This is a genomic window from Alishewanella aestuarii B11, from assembly GCF_000280055.1.
Taxonomy (GTDB): domain Bacteria; phylum Pseudomonadota; class Gammaproteobacteria; order Enterobacterales; family Alteromonadaceae; genus Alishewanella; species Alishewanella aestuarii.
This window is the reverse complement of sequence record NZ_ALAB01000028.1, coordinates 63,631-81,654: the sequence shown is the minus strand read 5'-3', so window position 1 is coordinate 81,654 and position 18,024 is coordinate 63,631. Positions and strand designations below refer to the sequence as shown.

The 18,024-nt window shown below is 52.0% G+C and carries 23 protein-coding genes and 1 pseudogene; 9 read left to right on the top strand and 15 right to left on the bottom strand.

Annotated features, from left to right (window positions below):
- The first annotated feature begins 96 nt into the window (after nt 1-96).
- Nucleotides 97-549 (top strand): DUF4826 family protein, encoded by a 453-nt coding sequence (locus tag AEST_RS11940; RefSeq protein ID WP_008609327.1) that lies wholly within the window; start codon nt 97-99, stop codon nt 547-549.
- Between the two features lie 10 nt (nt 550-559).
- Here AEST_RS11940 and AEST_RS11935 read toward each other — a convergent pair whose 3' ends face one another.
- The gene (locus tag AEST_RS11935) at nt 560-1,057 is read right to left on the bottom strand and encodes an LURP-one-related/scramblase family protein (protein WP_008609326.1); all 498 of its coding nucleotides are present in this window, start codon (nt 1,055-1,057) and stop codon (nt 560-562) included.
- 102 nt (nt 1,058-1,159) lie between these two features.
- On the opposite strand from AEST_RS11935, the gene mntA reads away from it, so the two are divergent.
- Nucleotides 1,160-1,552: a type VII toxin-antitoxin system MntA family adenylyltransferase antitoxin gene (mntA, locus tag AEST_RS11930; protein WP_008609325.1), complete on the top strand. Its 393-nt coding sequence runs from the start codon at nt 1,160-1,162 to the stop codon at nt 1,550-1,552.
- A 122-nt stretch (nt 1,553-1,674) separates the two neighbouring features.
- On the opposite strand, the gene AEST_RS11925 is transcribed toward mntA, so the two are convergent.
- Complete coding sequence (locus AEST_RS11925) at nt 1,675-2,286, bottom strand: DUF2459 domain-containing protein (RefSeq protein ID WP_008609323.1); 612 nt, start codon at nt 2,284-2,286, stop codon at nt 1,675-1,677.
- A gap of 309 nt (nt 2,287-2,595) precedes the next feature.
- Between AEST_RS11925 and AEST_RS11920 the strand changes: the two genes are divergently transcribed.
- Entirely contained in the window at nt 2,596-2,814 is a 219-nt protein-coding gene (locus tag AEST_RS11920; RefSeq protein WP_008609322.1) for a ParD-like family protein, read from the top strand.
- Nucleotides 2,795-3,506: pseudogene (locus tag AEST_RS11915) on the top strand (type I methionyl aminopeptidase). Before AEST_RS11920 ends, AEST_RS11915 begins: the two are co-directional and overlap by 20 nt.
- Here the strand turns inward: AEST_RS11915 and AEST_RS11910 are convergent.
- The 3 genes from AEST_RS11910 to AEST_RS11900 all read right to left on the bottom strand — a co-directional run bounded on the left by AEST_RS11910 (nt 3,503) and on the right by AEST_RS11900 (nt 5,050).
- Entirely contained in the window at nt 3,503-3,751 is a 249-nt protein-coding gene (locus AEST_RS11910; RefSeq protein ID WP_039925490.1) for a DUF3297 family protein, read from the bottom strand. The pseudogene AEST_RS11915 and the gene AEST_RS11910 sit on opposite strands and share 4 nt — an antisense overlap.
- Before the next feature lie 112 nt (nt 3,752-3,863).
- Nucleotides 3,864-4,574 carry a PepSY domain-containing protein gene (locus tag AEST_RS11905; RefSeq protein ID WP_008609315.1) on the bottom strand — a complete coding sequence of 237 codons (711 nt, stop codon included), beginning with the start codon at nt 4,572-4,574 and terminating at the stop codon, nt 3,864-3,866.
- Nucleotides 4,575-4,618: 44 nt separating this feature from the next.
- Nucleotides 4,619-5,050: a copper chaperone PCu(A)C gene (locus AEST_RS11900; RefSeq protein WP_008609312.1), complete on the bottom strand. Its 432-nt coding sequence runs from the start codon at nt 5,048-5,050 to the stop codon at nt 4,619-4,621.
- Between the two features lie 194 nt (nt 5,051-5,244).
- On the opposite strand from AEST_RS11900, the gene AEST_RS11895 reads away from it, so the two are divergent.
- Complete coding sequence (locus tag AEST_RS11895) at nt 5,245-5,724, top strand: TlpA family protein disulfide reductase (RefSeq protein ID WP_039925489.1); 480 nt, start codon at nt 5,245-5,247, stop codon at nt 5,722-5,724.
- Nucleotides 5,725-5,753: 29 nt separating this feature from the next.
- Here the strand turns inward: AEST_RS11895 and AEST_RS11890 are convergent, their stop codons facing one another.
- The 5 genes from AEST_RS11890 to AEST_RS11870 all read right to left on the bottom strand — a co-directional run bounded on the left by AEST_RS11890 (nt 5,754) and on the right by AEST_RS11870 (nt 9,360).
- Nucleotides 5,754-6,509, bottom strand: a complete 756-nt coding sequence (locus AEST_RS11890) for a substrate-binding periplasmic protein (protein WP_008609309.1) — start codon at nt 6,507-6,509, stop codon at nt 5,754-5,756.
- Nucleotides 6,510-6,630: 121 nt separating this feature from the next.
- Nucleotides 6,631-6,906, bottom strand: coding sequence for a diguanylate cyclase (locus AEST_RS11885; protein WP_008609307.1), 276 nt, complete (start codon nt 6,904-6,906; stop codon nt 6,631-6,633).
- A gap of 127 nt (nt 6,907-7,033) precedes the next feature.
- Complete coding sequence (locus AEST_RS11880) at nt 7,034-8,221, bottom strand: GGDEF domain-containing protein (RefSeq protein WP_008609305.1); 1,188 nt, start codon at nt 8,219-8,221, stop codon at nt 7,034-7,036.
- Between the two features lie 69 nt (nt 8,222-8,290).
- Nucleotides 8,291-8,986 carry a cupin domain-containing protein gene (locus tag AEST_RS11875; protein ID WP_008609304.1) on the bottom strand — a complete coding sequence of 232 codons (696 nt, stop codon included), beginning with the start codon at nt 8,984-8,986 and terminating at the stop codon, nt 8,291-8,293.
- A gap of 2 nt (nt 8,987-8,988) precedes the next feature.
- Nucleotides 8,989-9,360, bottom strand: a complete 372-nt coding sequence (locus tag AEST_RS11870) for a VOC family protein (protein WP_008609302.1) — start codon at nt 9,358-9,360, stop codon at nt 8,989-8,991.
- A gap of 126 nt (nt 9,361-9,486) precedes the next feature.
- Between AEST_RS11870 and AEST_RS11865 the strand changes: the two genes are divergently transcribed.
- Complete coding sequence (locus tag AEST_RS11865; protein WP_008609301.1) at nt 9,487-10,689, top strand: anhydro-N-acetylmuramic acid kinase; 1,203 nt, start codon at nt 9,487-9,489, stop codon at nt 10,687-10,689.
- A gap of 78 nt (nt 10,690-10,767) precedes the next feature.
- Here the strand turns inward: AEST_RS11865 and AEST_RS11860 are convergent, their stop codons facing one another.
- The 4 genes from AEST_RS11860 to AEST_RS11845 form a co-directional block, all read right to left on the bottom strand.
- Complete coding sequence (locus AEST_RS11860; protein WP_008609300.1) at nt 10,768-12,516, bottom strand: S8 family peptidase; 1,749 nt, start codon at nt 12,514-12,516, stop codon at nt 10,768-10,770.
- Nucleotides 12,517-12,913: 397 nt separating this feature from the next.
- Nucleotides 12,914-13,873 (bottom strand): DUF4097 family beta strand repeat-containing protein, encoded by a 960-nt coding sequence (locus AEST_RS11855; protein ID WP_008609297.1) that lies wholly within the window; start codon nt 13,871-13,873, stop codon nt 12,914-12,916.
- Between the two features lie 11 nt (nt 13,874-13,884).
- A complete protein-coding gene (locus AEST_RS11850) occupies nt 13,885-14,328 on the bottom strand; it encodes a hypothetical protein (protein ID WP_008609295.1) in 444 nt (147 codons plus the stop codon).
- Nucleotides 14,318-14,839: an RNA polymerase sigma factor gene (locus AEST_RS11845; protein ID WP_008609294.1), complete on the bottom strand. Its 522-nt coding sequence runs from the start codon at nt 14,837-14,839 to the stop codon at nt 14,318-14,320. Before AEST_RS11845 ends, AEST_RS11850 begins: the two co-directional genes overlap by 11 nt.
- 138 nt (nt 14,840-14,977) lie before the next feature.
- Between AEST_RS11845 and AEST_RS11840 the strand changes: the two genes are divergently transcribed.
- Both AEST_RS11840 and AEST_RS11835 read left to right on the top strand, forming a co-directional pair.
- Nucleotides 14,978-15,853, top strand: a complete 876-nt coding sequence (locus AEST_RS11840) for a patatin-like phospholipase family protein (protein WP_008609293.1) — start codon at nt 14,978-14,980, stop codon at nt 15,851-15,853.
- 54 nt (nt 15,854-15,907) lie between these two features.
- On the top strand, nt 15,908-16,297 hold the full coding sequence (locus tag AEST_RS11835) for an acyl-CoA thioesterase (protein ID WP_202948020.1): 390 nt from the start codon (nt 15,908-15,910) through the stop codon (nt 16,295-16,297).
- A 269-nt stretch (nt 16,298-16,566) separates the two neighbouring features.
- On the opposite strand, the gene AEST_RS11830 is transcribed toward AEST_RS11835, so the two are convergent.
- A complete protein-coding gene (locus tag AEST_RS11830; protein ID WP_008609290.1) occupies nt 16,567-16,962 on the bottom strand; it encodes a GreA/GreB family elongation factor in 396 nt (131 codons plus the stop codon).
- A 536-nt stretch (nt 16,963-17,498) separates the two neighbouring features.
- On the opposite strand from AEST_RS11830, the gene AEST_RS11825 reads away from it, so the two are divergent.
- Complete coding sequence (locus tag AEST_RS11825) at nt 17,499-18,023, top strand: hypothetical protein (RefSeq protein ID WP_008609288.1); 525 nt, start codon at nt 17,499-17,501, stop codon at nt 18,021-18,023.
- Nucleotide 18,024 lies beyond the last annotated feature (1 nt).

Below are 18,024 nucleotides of genomic sequence, written 5' to 3'. Positions count from 1 at the left end.
CAGTATTCCGAAAGTCGTTAGCTTGCGCAGTAAAGTTAGGTAGAAGTTGTTACCATAGCTACAGGTAACAACTCTATTCAATGTTGGAGCTTAAAGATGGATTTAGACGATGCGCAAGACTGGGTCTGGTGTGACAGCCAGTTTGCGGCCATTGAAACTTACGTAAAAACCCAGCAAATCCCGCATGGTATGATTTGCGACTGGCCGGAATGGTATACCGCACCTTATGTTGGGTTATGGGCAGTAGAAAACCCTGAAGATCCGGGGTTTGTTGGACACTGGATCCTGGCTGGCGATAGCACCGGCGCTCAGCCCCAACCTGTGCCGTTTGACCATCTTAGCGCCACTGATTTACCCGAGCCCCGTGATGCGATGGCCGCCTTTGCGCGTAAATGGACCACGCTTGCCGCAGCCGCCAATAAAGGTATAGCCTGGCAAGGCAGCCCGGAGCTTAGCGGCGATTTGGCCGCCAAGGCAAAACAACTTAGCCGTCAGGCGCAGTTGCTGGCGCTGTGGGCGGCTGATGATGAGTTGTGGGATTTGGATTAGTGGTAAATCACTAATCCCCCACACCCGAATTACGATCACTATGCTGTAAGCGGTCAATCACTATTACTACGGCCAAGAGTTGCGCTGTCCACTCCGGTTTTAGGATCTGCACCGCATAGGTATCAGACCAGCTAAACCATTTTTTTGAAATACTGGCAATCAGCTGGCCCTGTTGGCGGATTTCGTATTCGTGTTGCCAGAAATTGCCGGTCATTTCTAGTTGCCCGTGCGGCGTTTCCACCACAAAGCGGCTTTTTAAAAACGCCCAGAACCGCTTGCGCACCAGCCATTCGCTGCCATCGTTATTAACAATCCGGCAGGCGGGTAACAGCGTCAGGTATTTGCGGCGGATCTTTAGTAGTGGCTGGGCGCTGGCATTAAATAGCGTTTGGCTGCTGCTAAAGCTAAAGACTTTACCTTTTACCAGATAAGCCGCGCGGCCGCGCTCATCTTCAATGCTAAAGCTATCGCTTAGGCTAAGCAGTTTTTGTTTAATCAGATATTTCATAGCGGTTGTCCTTGCCTTAGCTCGCTGGGGCCTTGCTCACCATTTTGCTGAAAGTATGTTAACTTATACATAAACCTGATGCGTGATTTTTAAGGTGTTTTTATGCAGCAAGCCGCTGTGCTTAATCGTTTAGTATCGCTGGCAGCCGCCAATTCTCAGATAGCGGCATTGTGGCTATACGGCTCGCGTGCGCGGGGCACTGCTGGTGACGCCAGTGACTACGATTTGGCGGTACTGTTTGCTGACTATCAAAACGATCCGGTTGAGCGTCGTTTGGCGCCGGAGTTACTGGCGTTGGATTGGCAAAGCGAGCTACCGGATATTCAATTATCTGTGCTTGATGTGCAGCAAGTGCCACTACCACTGGCTTTTACTGTAGTAAGCGACAATACCTTACTGTATTGCCGCGATGATTTTGCCCGGCTGGAGTTTGAACGCCGCACGCTGTCAAAGTGGGAAATTGATTATCTTTACCATAAGAGGCACTTTGGTTAAGTGCGCTGGTGCACGATTATTTAAATTTTAGCGTCGATGTATTGCAGCGGGTATTAGTGCAGCGGCAATTTTTACAGGTCTTTCAGTTTATTCAGCTCGCCAGTGCATCGTTACGATAACGGCTAACGCTGCGTAGGTTCTGCATTCTTAACCTGCCAATTGCCCCATACCGGGTTACCCTCTACCTTAAGCCCCAGCGCTCTTAACCAGTCGGCGGCCTGATGGTTGGAGTTATAGTGCATGGTATAGGGCTTATCGCTGGGGATAAAACTAAGATGGCGCTCAGAGCTATAAAAAGGCGCGGTCTGACTATGTTGAAATTGTTGCTCCAGGGTTTGGATCAGGGCATCGACTTTGGCGGCTTCAACTTGAAATTGCCAGCGCTGACCAATACCAACGCCGATTTGCGCTTCGAGGTTTTCTCCGGCACTGGCCGGGGCGATCTGTTGCCGACCCAATGCGCCTTTACTGTCCAGAAATAACGCCCGGCTGCCACTGGCCAGGCTTTGCTCGTTCGCAACATACCAGGCCCAGTCACCAAAGGAATAACGCAGCCGGCTTTGATCGGCGGCGGTTAGCAGAATAGAGCTATGGCGACCATGCAGCAGTAACTGCACTTCACGCGGCTCTGCCACCTGTGCCGGCAAGCTAATGGTGGCGCTGCAGCCGCTTAATAGTAGCAAGGGTAGCCAGATTAACAGTATCAACACTCTTGGTATCAAAACTTTCTGCATCAATGCTCTCCCCATAACTATTTTGTGCATAACTATTTTGTGCATAACTATTTTATGCATAACTACTTTGCGCTTTAGTGGCCGCACCCTGGCTCCTTAGTCTTTAACTATAACGGCGACGATTTTTCTGGCCCAGGCTGACCGCGCTATGTCAGAGTGGCCTTTACATCATAATAGCGACTTTTGGCGCAGGCAGCGCGGATCTGCATCCGGTTGGATCGCGGCTTAAGGCGCTTGCGATTATTGCGCTAGGAATGAATATATACTTCATATATAATTCGTATATTGCGAACTGCAGGAGTCAGGAACTTGGGTATTGTAAAAATTGCTGATGAGCTACACGAAGAAATTCGCAAAGCCAGTGGCGCTATGTCGCGCTCGATTAATGCGCAGGCGGAGTTTTGGCTAAAAATGGGCATGCTGGCTGAGCTGCATCCGACCCTTAATTATCAGCAATTGGTAGTGATGTTGTTACAGCAGGCTGATGTGAAATGGGCGGGGGGCCTGGATGAGCGGCGTTCAGCTTAAAACGGCAGCCGAGCTGGCATTACAGCGCGAGGCTGGCCGGTTGTTAACCCGGGTGTTTGCGATGCTGGATACCGCGATCACGGCCGGAATTTCAACCCTGCAAATTAATGAACTGGCTGAGCGCTATATCGTCGATGAGTTACAAGCCCGCCCGGCCAGTAAGGGGCAGTATGGCTTTGCCTATGTGCTAAATACCTCGGTGAACGAGGTGGTGTGTCACGGCGTGCCGTCGGCCAGCCAACGCTTAAAAAACGGCGATATTATTAACGTCGATATTACACTGGAAAAACATGGCTTTATTGCCGATTCCAGTAAGATGTATCTGATTGGCGAGGTGACACCGGCAGCCCGGCAGTTGGTGGCCGACTGTTATCAGGCGTTGTGGCTGGGTATTAAAGCGGTTAAGCCCGGCGCCCGGCTGGGCGATATTGGTTTTGCCATTGAGCAGTTTGCCTTAAGCCGCCGCCGGTAGCGGTATGCTGTTAAAGCCCGGCATGGTATTTACGATTGAGCCGATGCTTAATCAGGGTAGCGCCAAGGTGAAAACCAAAAAAGATGGCTGGACTGTGGTCACCCGCGATAAGAAATTATCGGCACAGTGGGAGCATACCGTGGCGGTAACAGAAAACGGGGTAGAGGTATTAACGCTGCGCCCGGAGGAGCTGGCGCAGCAGTTAGCAACGGCTGATTAGCGGTAAAAGGCTTCTACTGTGCCTTTTACGGTCAGTAATAATGGCTGGCCACGGCGATCCAGTGCTTTGGCGGAGGCGACCTTTACCCAGCCTTCGCTGATGCAATATTCTTCTACGTCAAAACGCTCTTTACCGTTAAGTTTGATGCCAACTTCGTGTTCGAAAATTGCCGCATCATAGAATTTGCTGCGTGGATTTACTGATAAACGGTCTGGTAAGGTCGGGCGGGAGCTGCTGTCGGTCATCTTGATTCTGCCATTAAAATTGCGATGCGGCATTGTAGGCAATGCCGGCAGCGCACTCAAGCTCATTTATCAGCCCGGATAAGCGCAGTGGTGCCGGTAAAACGCCCGGGTGCTATGCGGTATAGCGCCGTCTTGGGCGCAGCCGCTGCCAGAGTAGTACCAGGCCGGTGAGGGTAAATAGCAAAGCTGCGGCCGCGCTGCTAATTAACAGCGGGTTATTAAAGTTACTGCGGTCGCGGTAATCCATAATATGCAGCATCCAGAAAAAGTCGAAGATGCGCCAGCCCTGGGTTCTGACCCGCTGCACTACGCCGGTTGCCGGATCCAGATAAAAGGTGGTGTGGTCGGCATCGCTAAACTGTACCTGCCACAGCGGTGGTGTCAGATTTTTCACTTCTGCTGGCAGCTGCGATAGCAAATGGCTTTGTCGTAACTGGCCAGCGCCAAGATATTGGGCGGCTGCCAATTGCCGGATCTGCGGCTCGGTTAATGGTTCCAGCATGGCACCTGTGGCCGCGTGATAGCGATATAACTGTCCCTGATCTGCCACCAGATAGACGGGTATAGCGGCGAGTTGCTGCTCCTGCAGTATAAGTCGCTGGCTCAGCGTCAGGCCGGCACCGGCCTGATGTTTCGCCAACACAGCGGCGGGAGCCAGTGCAGCGCTTTGCCAGTCGCTGGCCAGGGTTTGGCGCAGATGTTCACCCCGCACCTGTTCAATCGGCATAATGGCCATCACCAGGCCGCTCAAAAACCAGCAGATAATCTGAATGACCAGGATTAGGCCCAGCCAGTTATGTAGCCAACGGCAAATTTTAAGCATGCGGCATCCTGCGGCGCGAAAGAGGGCCTTGGGCGTTAAAATGTCTAGCGGCGCGGCATTTCGGCCAGCGGCAGCTCAAAGTCCTGGCTGCTGCCATCGGCGAAGTACAGCGAAACCCGGACGCTGTCGCCCAGGCGCAGCTCGACCTGAGGTTCGAATAGCATCAGATGCAAACCACCGGGTTGAAACACCAGGGTAGCACCGGGCTCGAGACTAATCGACTCGACTTCCACCATCCGCATCACGTCGTCCTGGCGGATATGTTGGTGCAATTCCACCCGGGCAAAGGCCGGGCTGCTGGCCTTAACCAGCTCCACTTCATGGCTGGCACTGTTTTCTGCGGTAAAGTAACCGGCGGTGAGGGTTCTGCCCGGCATCGGCAGCCGTACTTCGCCCTGTTTTAATACTAAGGGTGCGGCGGCAACAAGGGGTGACGTGAAACCAAGCAGCAAGATCAAAGCGGGCAGAAAACGCATAACAGGTCCTTGATAGAGTAAGCCATATCCTGCCTACGGTAGCGATAAAGCGGCGCCCTGACAAGTGATGAGCCAGCGGGTGCGACAATATGTCGCACTGCTATTGCCTTCAGCCAATTGTCTGGGGCAGGCTGGATCTTGATCAGCAAAGCAGGCTACAGTCTGACTATGATTGTTGTCTGGCCGAGTTGTGCATGAAATCCTGGATTCTAAGTATCGTATTGGCGCTGGCGATTTTTTTTGGCCTAAGCTGGTATAAAGAGCGGCCATTATTAGCCAGCGGTACGCCCGCGCCAGCCTTTATTGCCATTGCGGCCGACGGCGCTTTGTTCCGCTCTGCTGAGCTGGAGGGTAAGCAAACCCTGTTATATTTTTTTGCGCCCTGGTGCGGCATCTGCCGCTTAAGTATGCCTAACCTGAAGTACCTGCAAGCCGATAACGACGGACTGGCCGTTTATGCCATTGCCTTACAGTATGATTCGGCAGAGCAGGTGGCAGACTTTGTCGCCGATCTGGATTTACAGGTGCCGGTATTGTTGGGTAATCAACAGCTAGCGGTCGATTATCAGATCCAGGCGTTTCCAACCTACTATGTGCTGGATGCTCAGGGGCAGGTCACGGCGAAATCCTTGGGCTACAGTACAGCGCTGGGGCTTTGGTTGCGCAGTCGCTAGCGGCTGGCACTACTTGTGTCAGCTGCAGCCTACTGCGTTTCCTGACTGAGTAACTTTTCCCGCGATAATTCAATTTGTTGCCAGAGCTTGGCGCGTCGCTCGTCGTTAAGTTTGCTGCTTTGGCGGCTGAATGCCAAAAACAGCGGCTGTGCCATAAACCGCGGTTCAAGCTTGCGGATTTTGTCGGCCTCGGGGTGGCCTTTAAGTTGGGTTGCTGCCACCTCATCCGGCAGTACATAACCATCCAGCCGGTGTTTTAAAACCAGATCAATGCCAGAGTCCAGGGTTGCATCCAGTTCACGCCAAACGCCCAGCTGTTGCAGGCGCTGTTCGGCGACATAACCTTTCGGAGCCGCCAGGCCATGTGCGATACCTGTCAGCTGCTGACCATCCCACTGCAGCGGGCTGTCATAACGGGTATAGATAGAGTAACTCAGGTGCAGTAATCGCTTAGTTGGATCTGGCTCCAGCTCTGATCTTGGGAAGTGGTATGCCTGATCGCGTTCTGCAGTCCAGCCGACACCGATCACGCCATCCAGCTCACCGCGGCTTACCGCCGCCAGGCAGCGGCGCCAGGGCAGTCGTTGTAATTGATAGGGCACGGCCAGGCTTTGTAAGGCATCAGCGACAACCTTGGCCTGAAACTCAAAAATCTGTTCCAGTCCAATCCCCAGGCTGGTTTCTACGGTCGAATTTTCCTGTAATTCATAACAGAGCAGTAAAGGGGAATGAGCAAAGACGGGCCGACATAATAGCAACAGCGCAAGTAAGGCGTATTTTTGCATAGTTATCCGCCTGATAAGAGGGGCGCGGCACAGTGCGCGTTGCCTAATAATTAACCTAAATTGGCATGCGGTCAACTTTAATTCAGGCGGCTGTACGCCACCCTGTAGCCGGTCTTTGCGATTAATCACAGTTTGCTGCCTGAAAGTGCAGGCTCTGATTACGCCCTTGTTGCTTGGCGCTATAAAGAGCCTGATCTGCCTGCTGGACCAGCTCGTGGAAATTTTGCCCTGAAACCAGGGTGCTAATGCCAATACTGACGGTGAGTTTGAGCGCTGGTAACTCGTCAATAATGCTATTTTCGATATGTTGGCGCAAACGCTCTGCGACTTTTAGTGCCTCGTCGGCGGCAGTGCCTTTTACAAAAAAGTTCACCATGGCGAGGGTGAGTATGTCCATATACGTAGTACCCCTGTTAGATCAATCCAAGACTAACAGAATAAGATAATTAATGCTGTGCTTAATAAGAGGTATCTTAGCTCATTTTTCTAAAAAAGAAACATTTGCTGCTGGATTTTGGCTGTGATTAGTCCGAGATAGCAGTGGCATGTTCTAATTTGACGGCGGAAAAGCTTTGTACCTGATTGCGGCCGCGGAACTTTGCCATATAAAGCGCTTGATCGGCATGCTTTAGCAAGCTTTGCCAATCTGCCGTTCCCGGGCTACTGGCCACGCCAATACTCACGGTGAGCGTAAAGGGCTCTGTTGCCTGCACTGCTTGCTTTTCGATGCTGTGACGCAGCCGCTCAGCGATCTGTAGCGCTGTAGAATGGTCGGTATCCGGTAAGCAAAGTAAGAACTCTTCGCCACCAAAGCGAAACAACAGATCATAATCGCGTAGCTGTTGATCGGCGATCCGCGCGATATGCTGTACTGCCTGATCGCCGGCAGCATGGCCAAGGGTATCGTTAATTTTCTTGAAGTGATCAGCATCCAGCAACAGCAAACTTAAGCTGCTGCCCTTGCGCTGACAACGATTAAATTCGGCTGCCAGCCTGAGGTCCAGGGTGCGGCGGTTTAATAAGCCGGTTAGCGCATCGCGCTCAGATAGCTGCTGTAACATCAGTTTTTGTTGCCGGTGGCTAAGCATAATAATGCAGCAAAAAATCAGAATGGCGAAAACCGTCAGGCAGAAAAAACCTATGCTATGCACCAGAGCGCTATAGTTTGTATTAAGAACCTGGGTTTGCTCCAGTAGCAGGTAAGTAGATCGCCCACCAAATTGCAGGATATTAAAGATAAAGGTCGCCATAAACGCCAGATAGACCTTACCCAGTTCTGAATGCCGGGCCTGCCAAAGCATGGCAATACACCAGAAATTAACCAGCAGTACTATCGGGATATTGAGAAGCATCCGGTACCCAAGGTTGTTGCTGATATAGTCGACAAAATGCAGGGCATAAATCAGCATAAACACCAGCAATAAACCAAAGCGTTTACCGGGTTTTTGCAAATGGCGGTGAATACCTGCAGCCAATGCCAGGCTGGCGCCAACACTCAGGCTGTTGGTCAGGGCTGGAAACAACCAGTACGGCAGGGGGTAACCGGCATAGCGCAAGGCGCTGAAACTGGCGTTTAGCAGCATGCACAGGCCGGCCAACACAAAATAGCGCTGGTAACGGAATTGCCGATCTGCACTATCCTGCAATACCAGCACGGCGGTTGCCACCAGCGCGATAAAGGCATTGACAATAGTGAGTGTTAACAAATCCATCACAGGCTAGCTTTATCAGAAAAGGGCGCAAAATCTAGCACAAAAAAGCAACAGCTGGCAATCACGACCTTAACTAAAGGCAGCGATAAATTTGTCACCCAGTAAATTAGCGCCTAAGTGTCCGGTTTTAACATAGATCAGGGCGCCAGTCTCGCCAGTAAAAGGGGTATGGCTGCTATAGCGGGGATTGCGCAACCAAGTACCCTTGGGATATTCCGCAAACTCATCGCGGAAAACACCGTCCAGCACCAGGATTTCCTCGCCACCGGGATGGGTGTGGCGGTTAAATTGGGTATTGGCGGCCCAGCGCACTAAGGCGGTGTTAACACCGTTATGCTCATGTAAAGGCAGTACACTTAGCCCAGGCACTAAACCGGGGAGCCAGCTCCTATTATTGGTATCAATGACCAGCTTAGTGTGATCGTCAGCGGCAAATTGCCAAAGTTTTACCAGCAGCAGACAACCCTGCTCAGAGTATGGCTGGTGGCTACTGCCCGGTGGATTACGCAGGTAGCTGCCAGCAGGATAGTGGCCGTGTTCATCTGAAAAGATGCCGTCCAGCACCAGTATTTCTTCACCGCCATCATGGCGATGGCTGCTATAACCCGAGCCTGCTGCATAACGTACCAGACTGGTAGCGCGTGCGACTTCGTCACCAGCACGGTCTAACATCACCCGGCTTACACCGGGCAGAGGGGATGGCACAAATTGTTGTTGGCCCGGCAACAGCACTACCCGGGCACTAAAATCGGCGTTAATCTGCATGCTTAACCGAAATGACAAAAGCAAAGTTTATTACCATCGGCATCCTTTACATAGGCACCGTAGAAGGTATTTGGAATGCGTTGACCCGGTGCACCATCGCAAGTGGCACCCAGCGCAATGGCTTTATGATACAGCTGATCAACCGCTGCTTTTGAGCCTGGAGCCAAAGACACCATATTGCCATTACCTGGCGCTGCGGCTTGCTGATTGAACGGAATACATACAGCCAGCATGGGTTCTTTCATGCTCTTACCAAAAAAGGTGATCCGATCCATATTTAACAAGGTTTTGGCACCAAGCTCAGCCAGTAAATCACCATAAAACTTGCGGGCTGCAGCAAGATCACTGACACCTAAGGTTACATAACTAATCATCATTTTCTCCGTTCATGGTTCTGGGTTAGTATGGGCACTGAGTGATAACAGTGTTCGGCGTAAGTATACGAACGAAAGCGGCGCCTGGTGTTGTTGTTTTAGAAAAAAATTAAGGATGCGCTACGCATGCATAGTCACATAACCAAGTTATATCAACTGGCCGCCAAACCCAGCCGCCGCATTATCGGTTTAATGAGTGGGACTTCGTTAGATGGGCTGGATATCGCGCTGTGCTTAATTAGTGGTAGCGGCCAGCATACCAGCGTCACCGTCGAGCAGTTTATCACCGTGCCTTATCAGGATGAATTTCGCAGCCGGGTGCAGGCGGTATTTGCCAAACGGCAGGTTGATTTACAGCAACTGACATTATTGCATCCATGGATTGCCCTGCAGCATGCGGCTATGATCAATCAGGCATTACGCGACTGGCAGGTGCCGGCGTCAGAGGTGGACCTGATCGCCAGTCACGGTCAGACCGTCTATCACTGCCCGTTGCGGCAGCATCAGGATCCGGCGTGGGGCAACGCGACCTTGCAACTGGGAGATGGTGATCACCTTGCGGTGCATACCGGCATTATTACCGTCAGTGACTTTCGGCAAAAACATATCGCGGCTGGCGGCGAAGGCGCACCACTGGCGGCCTATGGTGATTATTTACTCTTTGGCTCCGCTCAGGAAAACCGTATTCTGCTGAATATTGGCGGCATTGCTAATCTTACCTATTTGCCGGCAGATGCCGATCTGAACAAGGTGTTTAGTACGGATCTCGGCCCGGGTAATACCATGATGGATGCCTATGTCCGGCAGTACTATCCGGCCTTGCAATATGATGCCGATGCCAGAATCGCCAGCAGTGGCAAGGTGGCGCCGGCATTATTGGCGGCGTTACTGCAGCATCCGTTTTTCAGCCTGAGTTTGCCCAAAACCACCGGGCCTGAGGTGTTTAATTTGCAGTACCTGCAGCAGGCGCAGCAACAAAGTGGTTGCACTGCGCTAAGCCCGGCAGATGTGCTGGCCACGTTAAACTGCTTTAGTGCAACAGCCATTGTGCGTGTAGTACAGCAGCTAACGGTAGCAGCACAGCCTACTGTTATTTACGCCAGTGGCGGCGGCATCCATAACCCGCTGTTAATGCAGCAAATTCAGCAGCAACTGCCACAGTTTCCGCTGCGAACTACCGCTGAGTTGGCGATTTTGCCGGACGCCAAAGAAGCCGTATTATTTGCCGTGCTGGCGAATGAAAGTGTCGCCGGCAGCTCTGACACCTTTACTGCTACCAGTGAAGCTATGCCGGCCATTACTGTGGGTAAGATCAGCTTTGCTGACTAGGGAGCCTTTACCTTTGCTCTAAAAAACAACGGTAGCTTGCGCTACCGTTGTCACTTACTTATCTGGTACTGACTTAAGTTACGGATTGTAACTCACTGTCAGGGTCACACCGCTGAAACTGCTGTAAGCACGGATACTAACGTGCCATACGTCTGCAGCTGGATTGCTGATATTGCAAGTTTCATTGTTACCTTGCAGATACGGACGACAGGTATAGGTTGTGGTAGTCGGTCTGGCGCCGCGACGAACATAGAGATCGGCATCGCCGGTGCCACCGGAAATACTGGCGGTGAGCGTCCGCATACCAGCAGGTACCGTGACAGTGTAGTGTAGCCAGTTATTGGTAGTAGCCGACAGGTTGGACACAGTGCCGCCACCGCCGGTGCCACCTGAACCCTGAGCAGCTTGCACTGCGGCATTGGCATCAACAATGCCGGTACCACAGCCACTGCAGGTTGCCGGGAAGCTGCGAGCGGTATTTTTCAGGATGGTCTCAATTTCATCCGGGGTGGCAGAGGGTTTCACCTGCTTAATCAGCGCTGCAACACCGGCCACGTGTGGCGCCGCCATAGAGGTACCCTGACTGTAGCCGTAGCTGTCATTGCCCGGCGTAGTGCTGCCAGAGTTATAGGTAGACAGTACGCCATTCGGGTCATTGGCTGAGGTCATCTGGCCACCCGGTGCTGCGACATCAACGCTGGTACCAGTATTAGAGTAGCTGGCGCGACCGCCCTGACGGTTGGTTGCGGCGACGTTAACCACGCCGGCACAGTTACCCGGGTTAAAGTTATTGGCGTTTGAGTTACTGTTACCGGCGGCAACAACAACGACAGCACCACGGCTGCGCGCCTGGTTAATCGCATTCTGAGTGGTGGTAGAACAGCTACCAGAGCCACCCAGACTCATATTGATAACACTGGCTGGATTCGCATTAGCCGGTACGCCCGACACAGTGCCACCGGCTGCCCAGATAATACCGTCAGCGATATCAGAGGTATAACCACCGCACTTACCTAATACCCGCACCGGTACGATCTTGGCGTTATAAGCAACGCCGGCAACCCCGGTGTTATTGTTGGTAACAGCTGCAATGGTACCGGCCACGTGCGTACCGTGCCAGCTGGAAGCGCGGAAGGAGGTTGGTTGACCGCCGCCACACTCGCCGGCATTGGTCCAGTCTCCCGGATCGCGGGCATCGCTGTCACGGCCGCCGCCATCATTGGCGATAAAGGTATCGGAAATCATATCGTAGCCGGGCAGAATATTGGCATTCAGATCGGCATGTGGCCGGTAGCCGGTATCCAGTACCGCCACGACTACGCCCTGACCCGTGGCTCTGTCCCAGGCTGCCGGGGCGCGAATACCGCCGGTATTCTCATAGTAATGCCATTGGTTGGCATACTGGGTATCGTTTGGAGTCAGAGCTGCTTGTAGCAGCACATCTTCTTCGACTAATTCTACTTCGTCATCTGCTGCTAATTGGCTGAGCAGTGCCGCTGTTTCCTTGGCCGACAGGCGACGGTCGGCGCTAAATACCGCATGGCGTTCCAATGCGGTTTCCCGCACAAACTTCACTGACTTGCCGGCACGCTGACTAAAACGCTCAGCTTTGGCCTGCATCCGCTCAGCCCGGCGCTGCTGAGCGACGGCTGCCGGCAGACTGCGTGTCAGATTATCGGTCTGGCTTTCTTTATACTTAACAATAACCCGGGTAACCGGGCCATCCTGATATTGGTTGTTATCGTCTGCGTTTGCGGCATTTGTTAACAATGCTGCGGGTAGGCACAGCAGTGCAAACGCATTTAGTTTGAAATATTTCTTCGGCATAGTATTACCTTGTTTCTTGTTATGAGTTCCCTGGAAGGATGACTGCATGCTGTAAAACCACAGCAACATCTGTTACTAGTTTTAAAAGAAAAGGCGGGGAGCTGTAAATGGACGAAAAATAGTCAGTCGACTTCGGGTTACACCATGATCGGCACAGCGTTTCCGAAAAAGGTTTTTTTTACTATGGTCAAAAAAACATCATCAGCCGGTAACCTAGCTGTAATAAGTGCTGTTACTTTTTGTGTACAGCATTTAAATATAACTAAATGTAATATCTTATTTCAAAAGTGTTTTAAAAAGGTGGCTGTATTGGGTTCGGCATCCAGTGCAGGCCTAACCGTTTTGGGTTAGGCCTGCAGGTAATGCGTTATGCGGTATTCCTAAACATAAGGCGACATTAGTTTTTCTTTAGCTCAATGCGGCCACTGACGGTATTAATGTCAATCACGCCCAGGCCCTTGCCGCTGGTAAATTGCAGGCCGCTGGCCGGGCCGTATTTAGCGCGACTCGGTTGATCGGCGGTCAGGCTGTTTTTAATACTGCCGCCAGCGGATGTTTTCAGGCTGACTGCGGCATCCAGATTGGCAGGTAGCTTCAGCTCGAATTTGCCACTAACTGAAGAGCCTTTAATACGTGGCGCATTCTGGTTTTTTAGCTCCAGTTCGACGTTACCATTTACCGAAGAGATTTCCAGTTGCGCGGTATCGGTTAACTCCAAATCCACTTCGCCATTCACGACGGTTACCATCAGCTCTTGTGGTTTGCTCTTGAGCGCTATTTCGCCGTTTACGGATTCCACACTCAGACGCCCGGTCGCGCCTTGATCACTGATTTTACCGTTTACCGACCGCAGGCGCAGTTGACCATTTAATGCCTGGCTTTTAATGGCACCGTTTACGGTCGCCAACTCGACCCGGCCATCCAATTGCGCTGCTGTGATATCACCATTGACGGTATTGATTTCCACGCCGCCGTTCACCTGGGTCAGGCTGACATCGACATTCACGCCTTTAAAGGATACGGAGCTACCCACCGGTAATTCGATAACAAGCTCTGAACCCTGGACTTTTTCTTGATGTTGCTCTCTTAACTGTCGGGGCATCTGCACGATAAAGCCGGTAAAGCCGCCCTTGGAATCGAGGGTAAAGCCTTCCGCTTTTTCATCCAGTTTACCGGACACCCGGAACTGGTTGCTATTGGTGCCACGGATTTCAACCTTGCCGCGCATTACCTCCAGGCTGATCTGCTCATTCGGGCTGACGGTGCGGACTTCGTTAATACTTTGCCGGCTGTCGGCCAGGCTTAGACTACTGGCAAGCAGTAAACAAAGGCTGGCGCCGAGTTGTATCAGTTTCATGGTGTTCTCCTTTAGTAAGATGTCGAGGCCAACCAGTCAACATAAGACAGCTGTTGTTGATAGAGTGAGGCCAGTTTGTGTTGCAGACCGGGATCGTCCGGGTAAAAATTCAGTGCCACTTTCACCTGATTGATGGCTTGCTGCCACAGCTGCAACTGCCATTGCCAGTCGCCAAAGGCCGGATTGACCTGTTGCAGCTCTGCCAGTTGTTGGCTTAGCGCCTGTTGCCATTGCTGTTCCTGCTGCTGCCAGGCCAGCACAGGTTCGGTGCGCTCTGGCCATTGCCAGCTAAAGAGCAGCATCAGCAGTACCGACGCGGCTATTGCCAGTTTGCCGAAGTGACGCGACTGTGGCCGTGGTGCAAGCCGGACGGCTATTTCAGGCCACAGATCCCGTTCGGGTTGCCGCTCACGTGGCAGGGTGGCGAGCAAATCATCGAGTTGCTTAGTGCTCATTCAGATACTCCTGCAATAATTGCCGGGCGCGGTGGTAGTGGGCTTTACTGCTGCCTTCGGCAATATTCAGTAAGGTGGCGATCTCCTGATGGGGATAACCCTCCAATGCGTACAACACAAAAACGGCTCTGGCCTGGGCTGGTAAACGTTGAATCGCACTTTCCAATTGCTGTTGCTGTTCACCTTGTTCGGCGGGGCAATAACCGAGCTCCGGCAGCGACTCGCCGTCTTCCAGCCTTAAGCCTTTATCCTTGCGCCAGAGATCGATACTGGTTCCGACGGCCAGGCGGTGTAGCCAACTGCTAAAGGCACTCTCGCCCCGAAAGCCAGGCAATTGTTGCCAGACCCTTAAAAAGGTCTCCTGCACCGCCTCTTCTGCCCGGGCGCGGTTTGCCAGCAAACGCCAGGCGATCGCATAAACCCGGCCAACACCCTGCTGGTAGAGTTGGGCGAAGGCGCTTTGATCACCTTGTTGGGCTCGTTGTAATAACGTTTGTTCTGTTGCAGGCATGCCTGATACTAATTATGGGTTTCTTGCTTAGTCGTCCACCTTATGGCAAAGGTTTAGTGGCTGCAAAAAATATCTGTTACTGGACAGCCTCCAATGTTTCACCATACTTGAAGAAATACTGCTGCTAAGGTGGCTTTGATGTCAGTGCTGAATGTGTCAGAAATTGTCCCTATTTTGTCCGGTGGTGGTACCCGTCTGAGTTGCCATATCGGCATTCTGCAAGCCCTGAATGAGCTGAATCTGAGTTACCGGCATTTAGTTGGCGTATCGGGTGGCAGTATCGTGGCGGCTTTTTATGCGGCCGGCTGGCCGTTAAAGCGGATTGAACAGTTGGCATTGGATACAGACTTTCGTTACTTCAAAGGGATCTCGCTTACTACCTTATTACGCACCGGCGGCCTCTGTAATGGTAACCGCTTTGAACAGTGGCTGGATGCACTTTTAGAGCAGCGTACCTTTGCCGATCTTGAGCTGGATTTGCATGTGCTGGCAACGGATATCAGTGGCGGTGGGCCGGTGATTTTTAACCGCCAGTTGACGCCGGAGGTCAGAGTATCGGCCGCAATCCGCTATTCGATGTCGATCCCGTTGTTTTTCTCGTTTAAAAGTTATCGCGACAAGGTGCTGACTGATGGCGTGATCCTGTCTGAGGATGCGCTGCACCGCGATTGGTCGGGGCAGGGGCTGCCACTGGTTTGCTTCCGGCTGAAAAGTGAATCTGAAACCCGGCCTATCCGCACCAGCCGCTACCTGCCGGTCGTGTCTTATATGCAGATGCTGATCCAAACCTTTATGAATGCCGTGTCACGTGAATATGTCCATGCCGAATACTGGCACAATACGGTGGTGGTAAATACCGGTGAGGTATCAGCGGTGAACTTTGAATTGACGGTGGCACAGAAGCAATTGCTGTATCTGCAGGGCTATAAAACGGCACTGGATATAGTACCACGTAAATTACCGCAGCTGTTTCTGCCAGTGGCACCGGTTGGTTTGTCACCCAAACTGGCCTGACTTGGAGATTGTGCGGCTGACTGTTAGCATTCAGCTTTTGCAACCAGGGAGCTGCTGATGCATAAAACTGAGTTTAAAGTCCGCGATTACGAATGCGATATGCAGGGTATAGTGAATAATGCCGTCTATTTTAATTATCTGGAGCATGCCAGGCATGAGTTTTTAGCCAGCCGGCAAATTGATTTTGCCGCCTTAGCCAGAGCCGAAGTTAATTTGGTAGTGGTGCGTGCCGAACTGGACTACAAGGCATCGTTAACCAGTGGCGATCAGTTTTATATCACTACCCAGTATCAGCCGGTGTCGCGCTTACGCTTTGGTTTTAAGCAACAAGTGTGGCGCAGTCGCGATCAGAAGCTGATGCTGGATGCCTTTATTACCGGTACCGCCGTTAATGCAAGCGGCAAGCCGTTTTTACCGCCAGAGTTACAGCTACTGTTGGATTAAAGCCACAATTAAAGCAGGCTGCCTGCTGGCAGCCTGCGGGTCGCCATCTTAGCTCTGTTGCTGGCGCTTTTGCTTTTTCAGCCGGCGTTTTTCTTTGATGTCATGCTTTGGCTGCTTTTTGCTGGTTTCTTTGCTCATGGTAAATCCTTAAACAGATGACACCCCTGCTCTGAGGTCGCAGCAATCTACAGACGGTAGGTGCGGTGATATCAAAACCTTTAGCTGCGACTGTTAAAGACTGCATGGCACTATCCTCCCGGGTTTTAACCTCAATCGGTTTGCTTGACTCTCAGAATGTCGCCGACGATAAACGTCAAAGTGCGGCGAAATACTTTTACCTGCACCAGGTCACCACAGGTTTTGCCCAGTAGCGCCTGCCCGAGTGGCGACCAAATCGACAGCGGGTTATCATCTGTGCTGGCCGTATGCTCTGTGCTGAGTGTTACCCAACAACTTTCGCCTTCGGGTAGCGCGATCAGTTGTATTGAATGGCCGGGTGCGGCGCTAAGCTGACCTTTATCACCGCGAGGCACCTGAGGTGTACCCAGTGTCCGCAACAGAGTGGTTGGTTTACGTGCTTTGTGCAGCGGGAACCAGCTGGCACTAAGTAAATAGCGTTCCAGGCGCGATAGCGGAAAATTCTTCAGGGTGGCGCGACCTGTCATCGGGCTCTCCATAGATCAAATTTGTTGGCGAATAAGGGTATGGGCTAACAAGCTGGTATTGGATCCGGGCGCGACAGCGCGCACCCGGCTTAAAGCTGGAAGGCGGTACTAAAACTCTTTAAAGACGACCGGATGGGCCTGAACAAGACGATACTCCGTTAAAGTACAGCTGGCAGAGTGCCAGCTTGCGCATACCATAGCAGAGTAGCCAGTAAAAGCAACCACCAGTCCTGACCAAGCGTCTGAGCGCCATCACTAGCGCTTGCCACTATTATTTTTGTAATAAAATTACAGTTTGTATTGCTTTGTTTAGCGTGCTGTATATCCATTCTTTCTGGGCTGAAGCGCCCTATGTCTTTGATTTTATTTCATTGTGGCTGTTTGTCTTTGTTGCTTTTGCGTCAGGTGGTCGGATAAGTTAAATTTTCTAACCTGTTCGTTTAGTTCTTCTCGTTTGTCAGAAATAGCGTGATCTTGTAATTTTATTACGTGCCACTAAGCAGGCACTGAAATCAATTTTGCAGGAGAGACCAGACATGACCTTTTCAACGCGTAAATTATTAGCCGGTTTGGCGGTAGTAATGTTGTCGTCAAGTCCATTGCTCGCTTCTGCGGCGGGTAATGCGTACCAGATGGGATTGCCGGAAGAAGCACCGGGCGCCGAGTTAATTAAAGCCGGGCAGTTTAAAGCGGGGATCGAACAGGCGGTGAGCCCCCGTCAGGCCGATACGGATCCGTTCTTCCGCCAGTTAAGCCTGTGTGTCGCGTACAGCCGCACTGCTGACTTCGCATCAGCCGAGGCAGCCTGTACTGACGCCGTGCAGCGTGCCGGTACTTTGCAGGCCGTGCCGCGCTCCGCTAAACGCGAGATGCGGGCACTGGCACTGAATAACAGAGCCGTAATGAACCTGATGGCCGGTGATAAAGTGGCTGCGCTGCAGGATCTGATGCTGGCGGTTAAGCTGGACAATTCAGAGCTGACGGTGGCAAATCTGCAACGCCTGACCATGAGCATCAACGGTATTGCGTCAACGCAGGTTGCGCAGCAGGCTGCGGAATAAA

Coding starts and splice junctions, on each gene's coding strand:
- AEST_RS11910 (WP_039925490.1), bottom strand. CDS start 3,751: ATGACCGACAGCAGCTCCCGCCCGACCTTACCAGACCGTTTATCAGTA.
- AEST_RS11925 (WP_008609323.1), bottom strand. CDS start 2,286: ATGCAGAAAGTTTTGATACCAAGAGTGTTGATACTGTTAATCTGGCTA.
- AEST_RS11900 (WP_008609312.1), bottom strand. CDS start 5,050: ATGCGTTTTCTGCCCGCTTTGATCTTGCTGCTTGGTTTCACGTCACCC.
- AEST_RS11830 (WP_008609290.1), bottom strand. CDS start 16,962: ATGACAGGTCGCGCCACCCTGAAGAATTTTCCGCTATCGCGCCTGGAA.
- mntA (WP_008609325.1), top strand. CDS start 1,160: ATGCAGCAAGCCGCTGTGCTTAATCGTTTAGTATCGCTGGCAGCCGCC.
- AEST_RS11905 (WP_008609315.1), bottom strand. CDS start 4,574: ATGCTTAAAATTTGCCGTTGGCTACATAACTGGCTGGGCCTAATCCTG.
- AEST_RS11865 (WP_008609301.1), top strand. CDS start 9,487: ATGCATAGTCACATAACCAAGTTATATCAACTGGCCGCCAAACCCAGC.
- AEST_RS11825 (WP_008609288.1), top strand. CDS start 17,499: ATGACCTTTTCAACGCGTAAATTATTAGCCGGTTTGGCGGTAGTAATG.
- AEST_RS11885 (WP_008609307.1), bottom strand. CDS start 6,906: ATGGACATACTCACCCTCGCCATGGTGAACTTTTTTGTAAAAGGCACT.
- AEST_RS11845 (WP_008609294.1), bottom strand. CDS start 14,839: ATGCCTGCAACAGAACAAACGTTATTACAACGAGCCCAACAAGGTGAT.
- AEST_RS11850 (WP_008609295.1), bottom strand. CDS start 14,328: ATGAGCACTAAGCAACTCGATGATTTGCTCGCCACCCTGCCACGTGAG.
- AEST_RS11840 (WP_008609293.1), top strand. CDS start 14,978: ATGTCAGTGCTGAATGTGTCAGAAATTGTCCCTATTTTGTCCGGTGGT.
- AEST_RS11880 (WP_008609305.1), bottom strand. CDS start 8,221: ATGGATTTGTTAACACTCACTATTGTCAATGCCTTTATCGCGCTGGTG.
- AEST_RS11860 (WP_008609300.1), bottom strand. CDS start 12,516: ATGCCGAAGAAATATTTCAAACTAAATGCGTTTGCACTGCTGTGCCTA.
- AEST_RS11870 (WP_008609302.1), bottom strand. CDS start 9,360: ATGATTAGTTATGTAACCTTAGGTGTCAGTGATCTTGCTGCAGCCCGC.
- AEST_RS11855 (WP_008609297.1), bottom strand. CDS start 13,873: ATGAAACTGATACAACTCGGCGCCAGCCTTTGTTTACTGCTTGCCAGT.
- AEST_RS11940 (WP_008609327.1), top strand. CDS start 97: ATGGATTTAGACGATGCGCAAGACTGGGTCTGGTGTGACAGCCAGTTT.
- AEST_RS11895 (WP_039925489.1), top strand. CDS start 5,245: ATGAAATCCTGGATTCTAAGTATCGTATTGGCGCTGGCGATTTTTTTT.
- AEST_RS11935 (WP_008609326.1), bottom strand. CDS start 1,057: ATGAAATATCTGATTAAACAAAAACTGCTTAGCCTAAGCGATAGCTTT.
- AEST_RS11875 (WP_008609304.1), bottom strand. CDS start 8,986: ATGCAGATTAACGCCGATTTTAGTGCCCGGGTAGTGCTGTTGCCGGGC.
- AEST_RS11890 (WP_008609309.1), bottom strand. CDS start 6,509: ATGCAAAAATACGCCTTACTTGCGCTGTTGCTATTATGTCGGCCCGTC.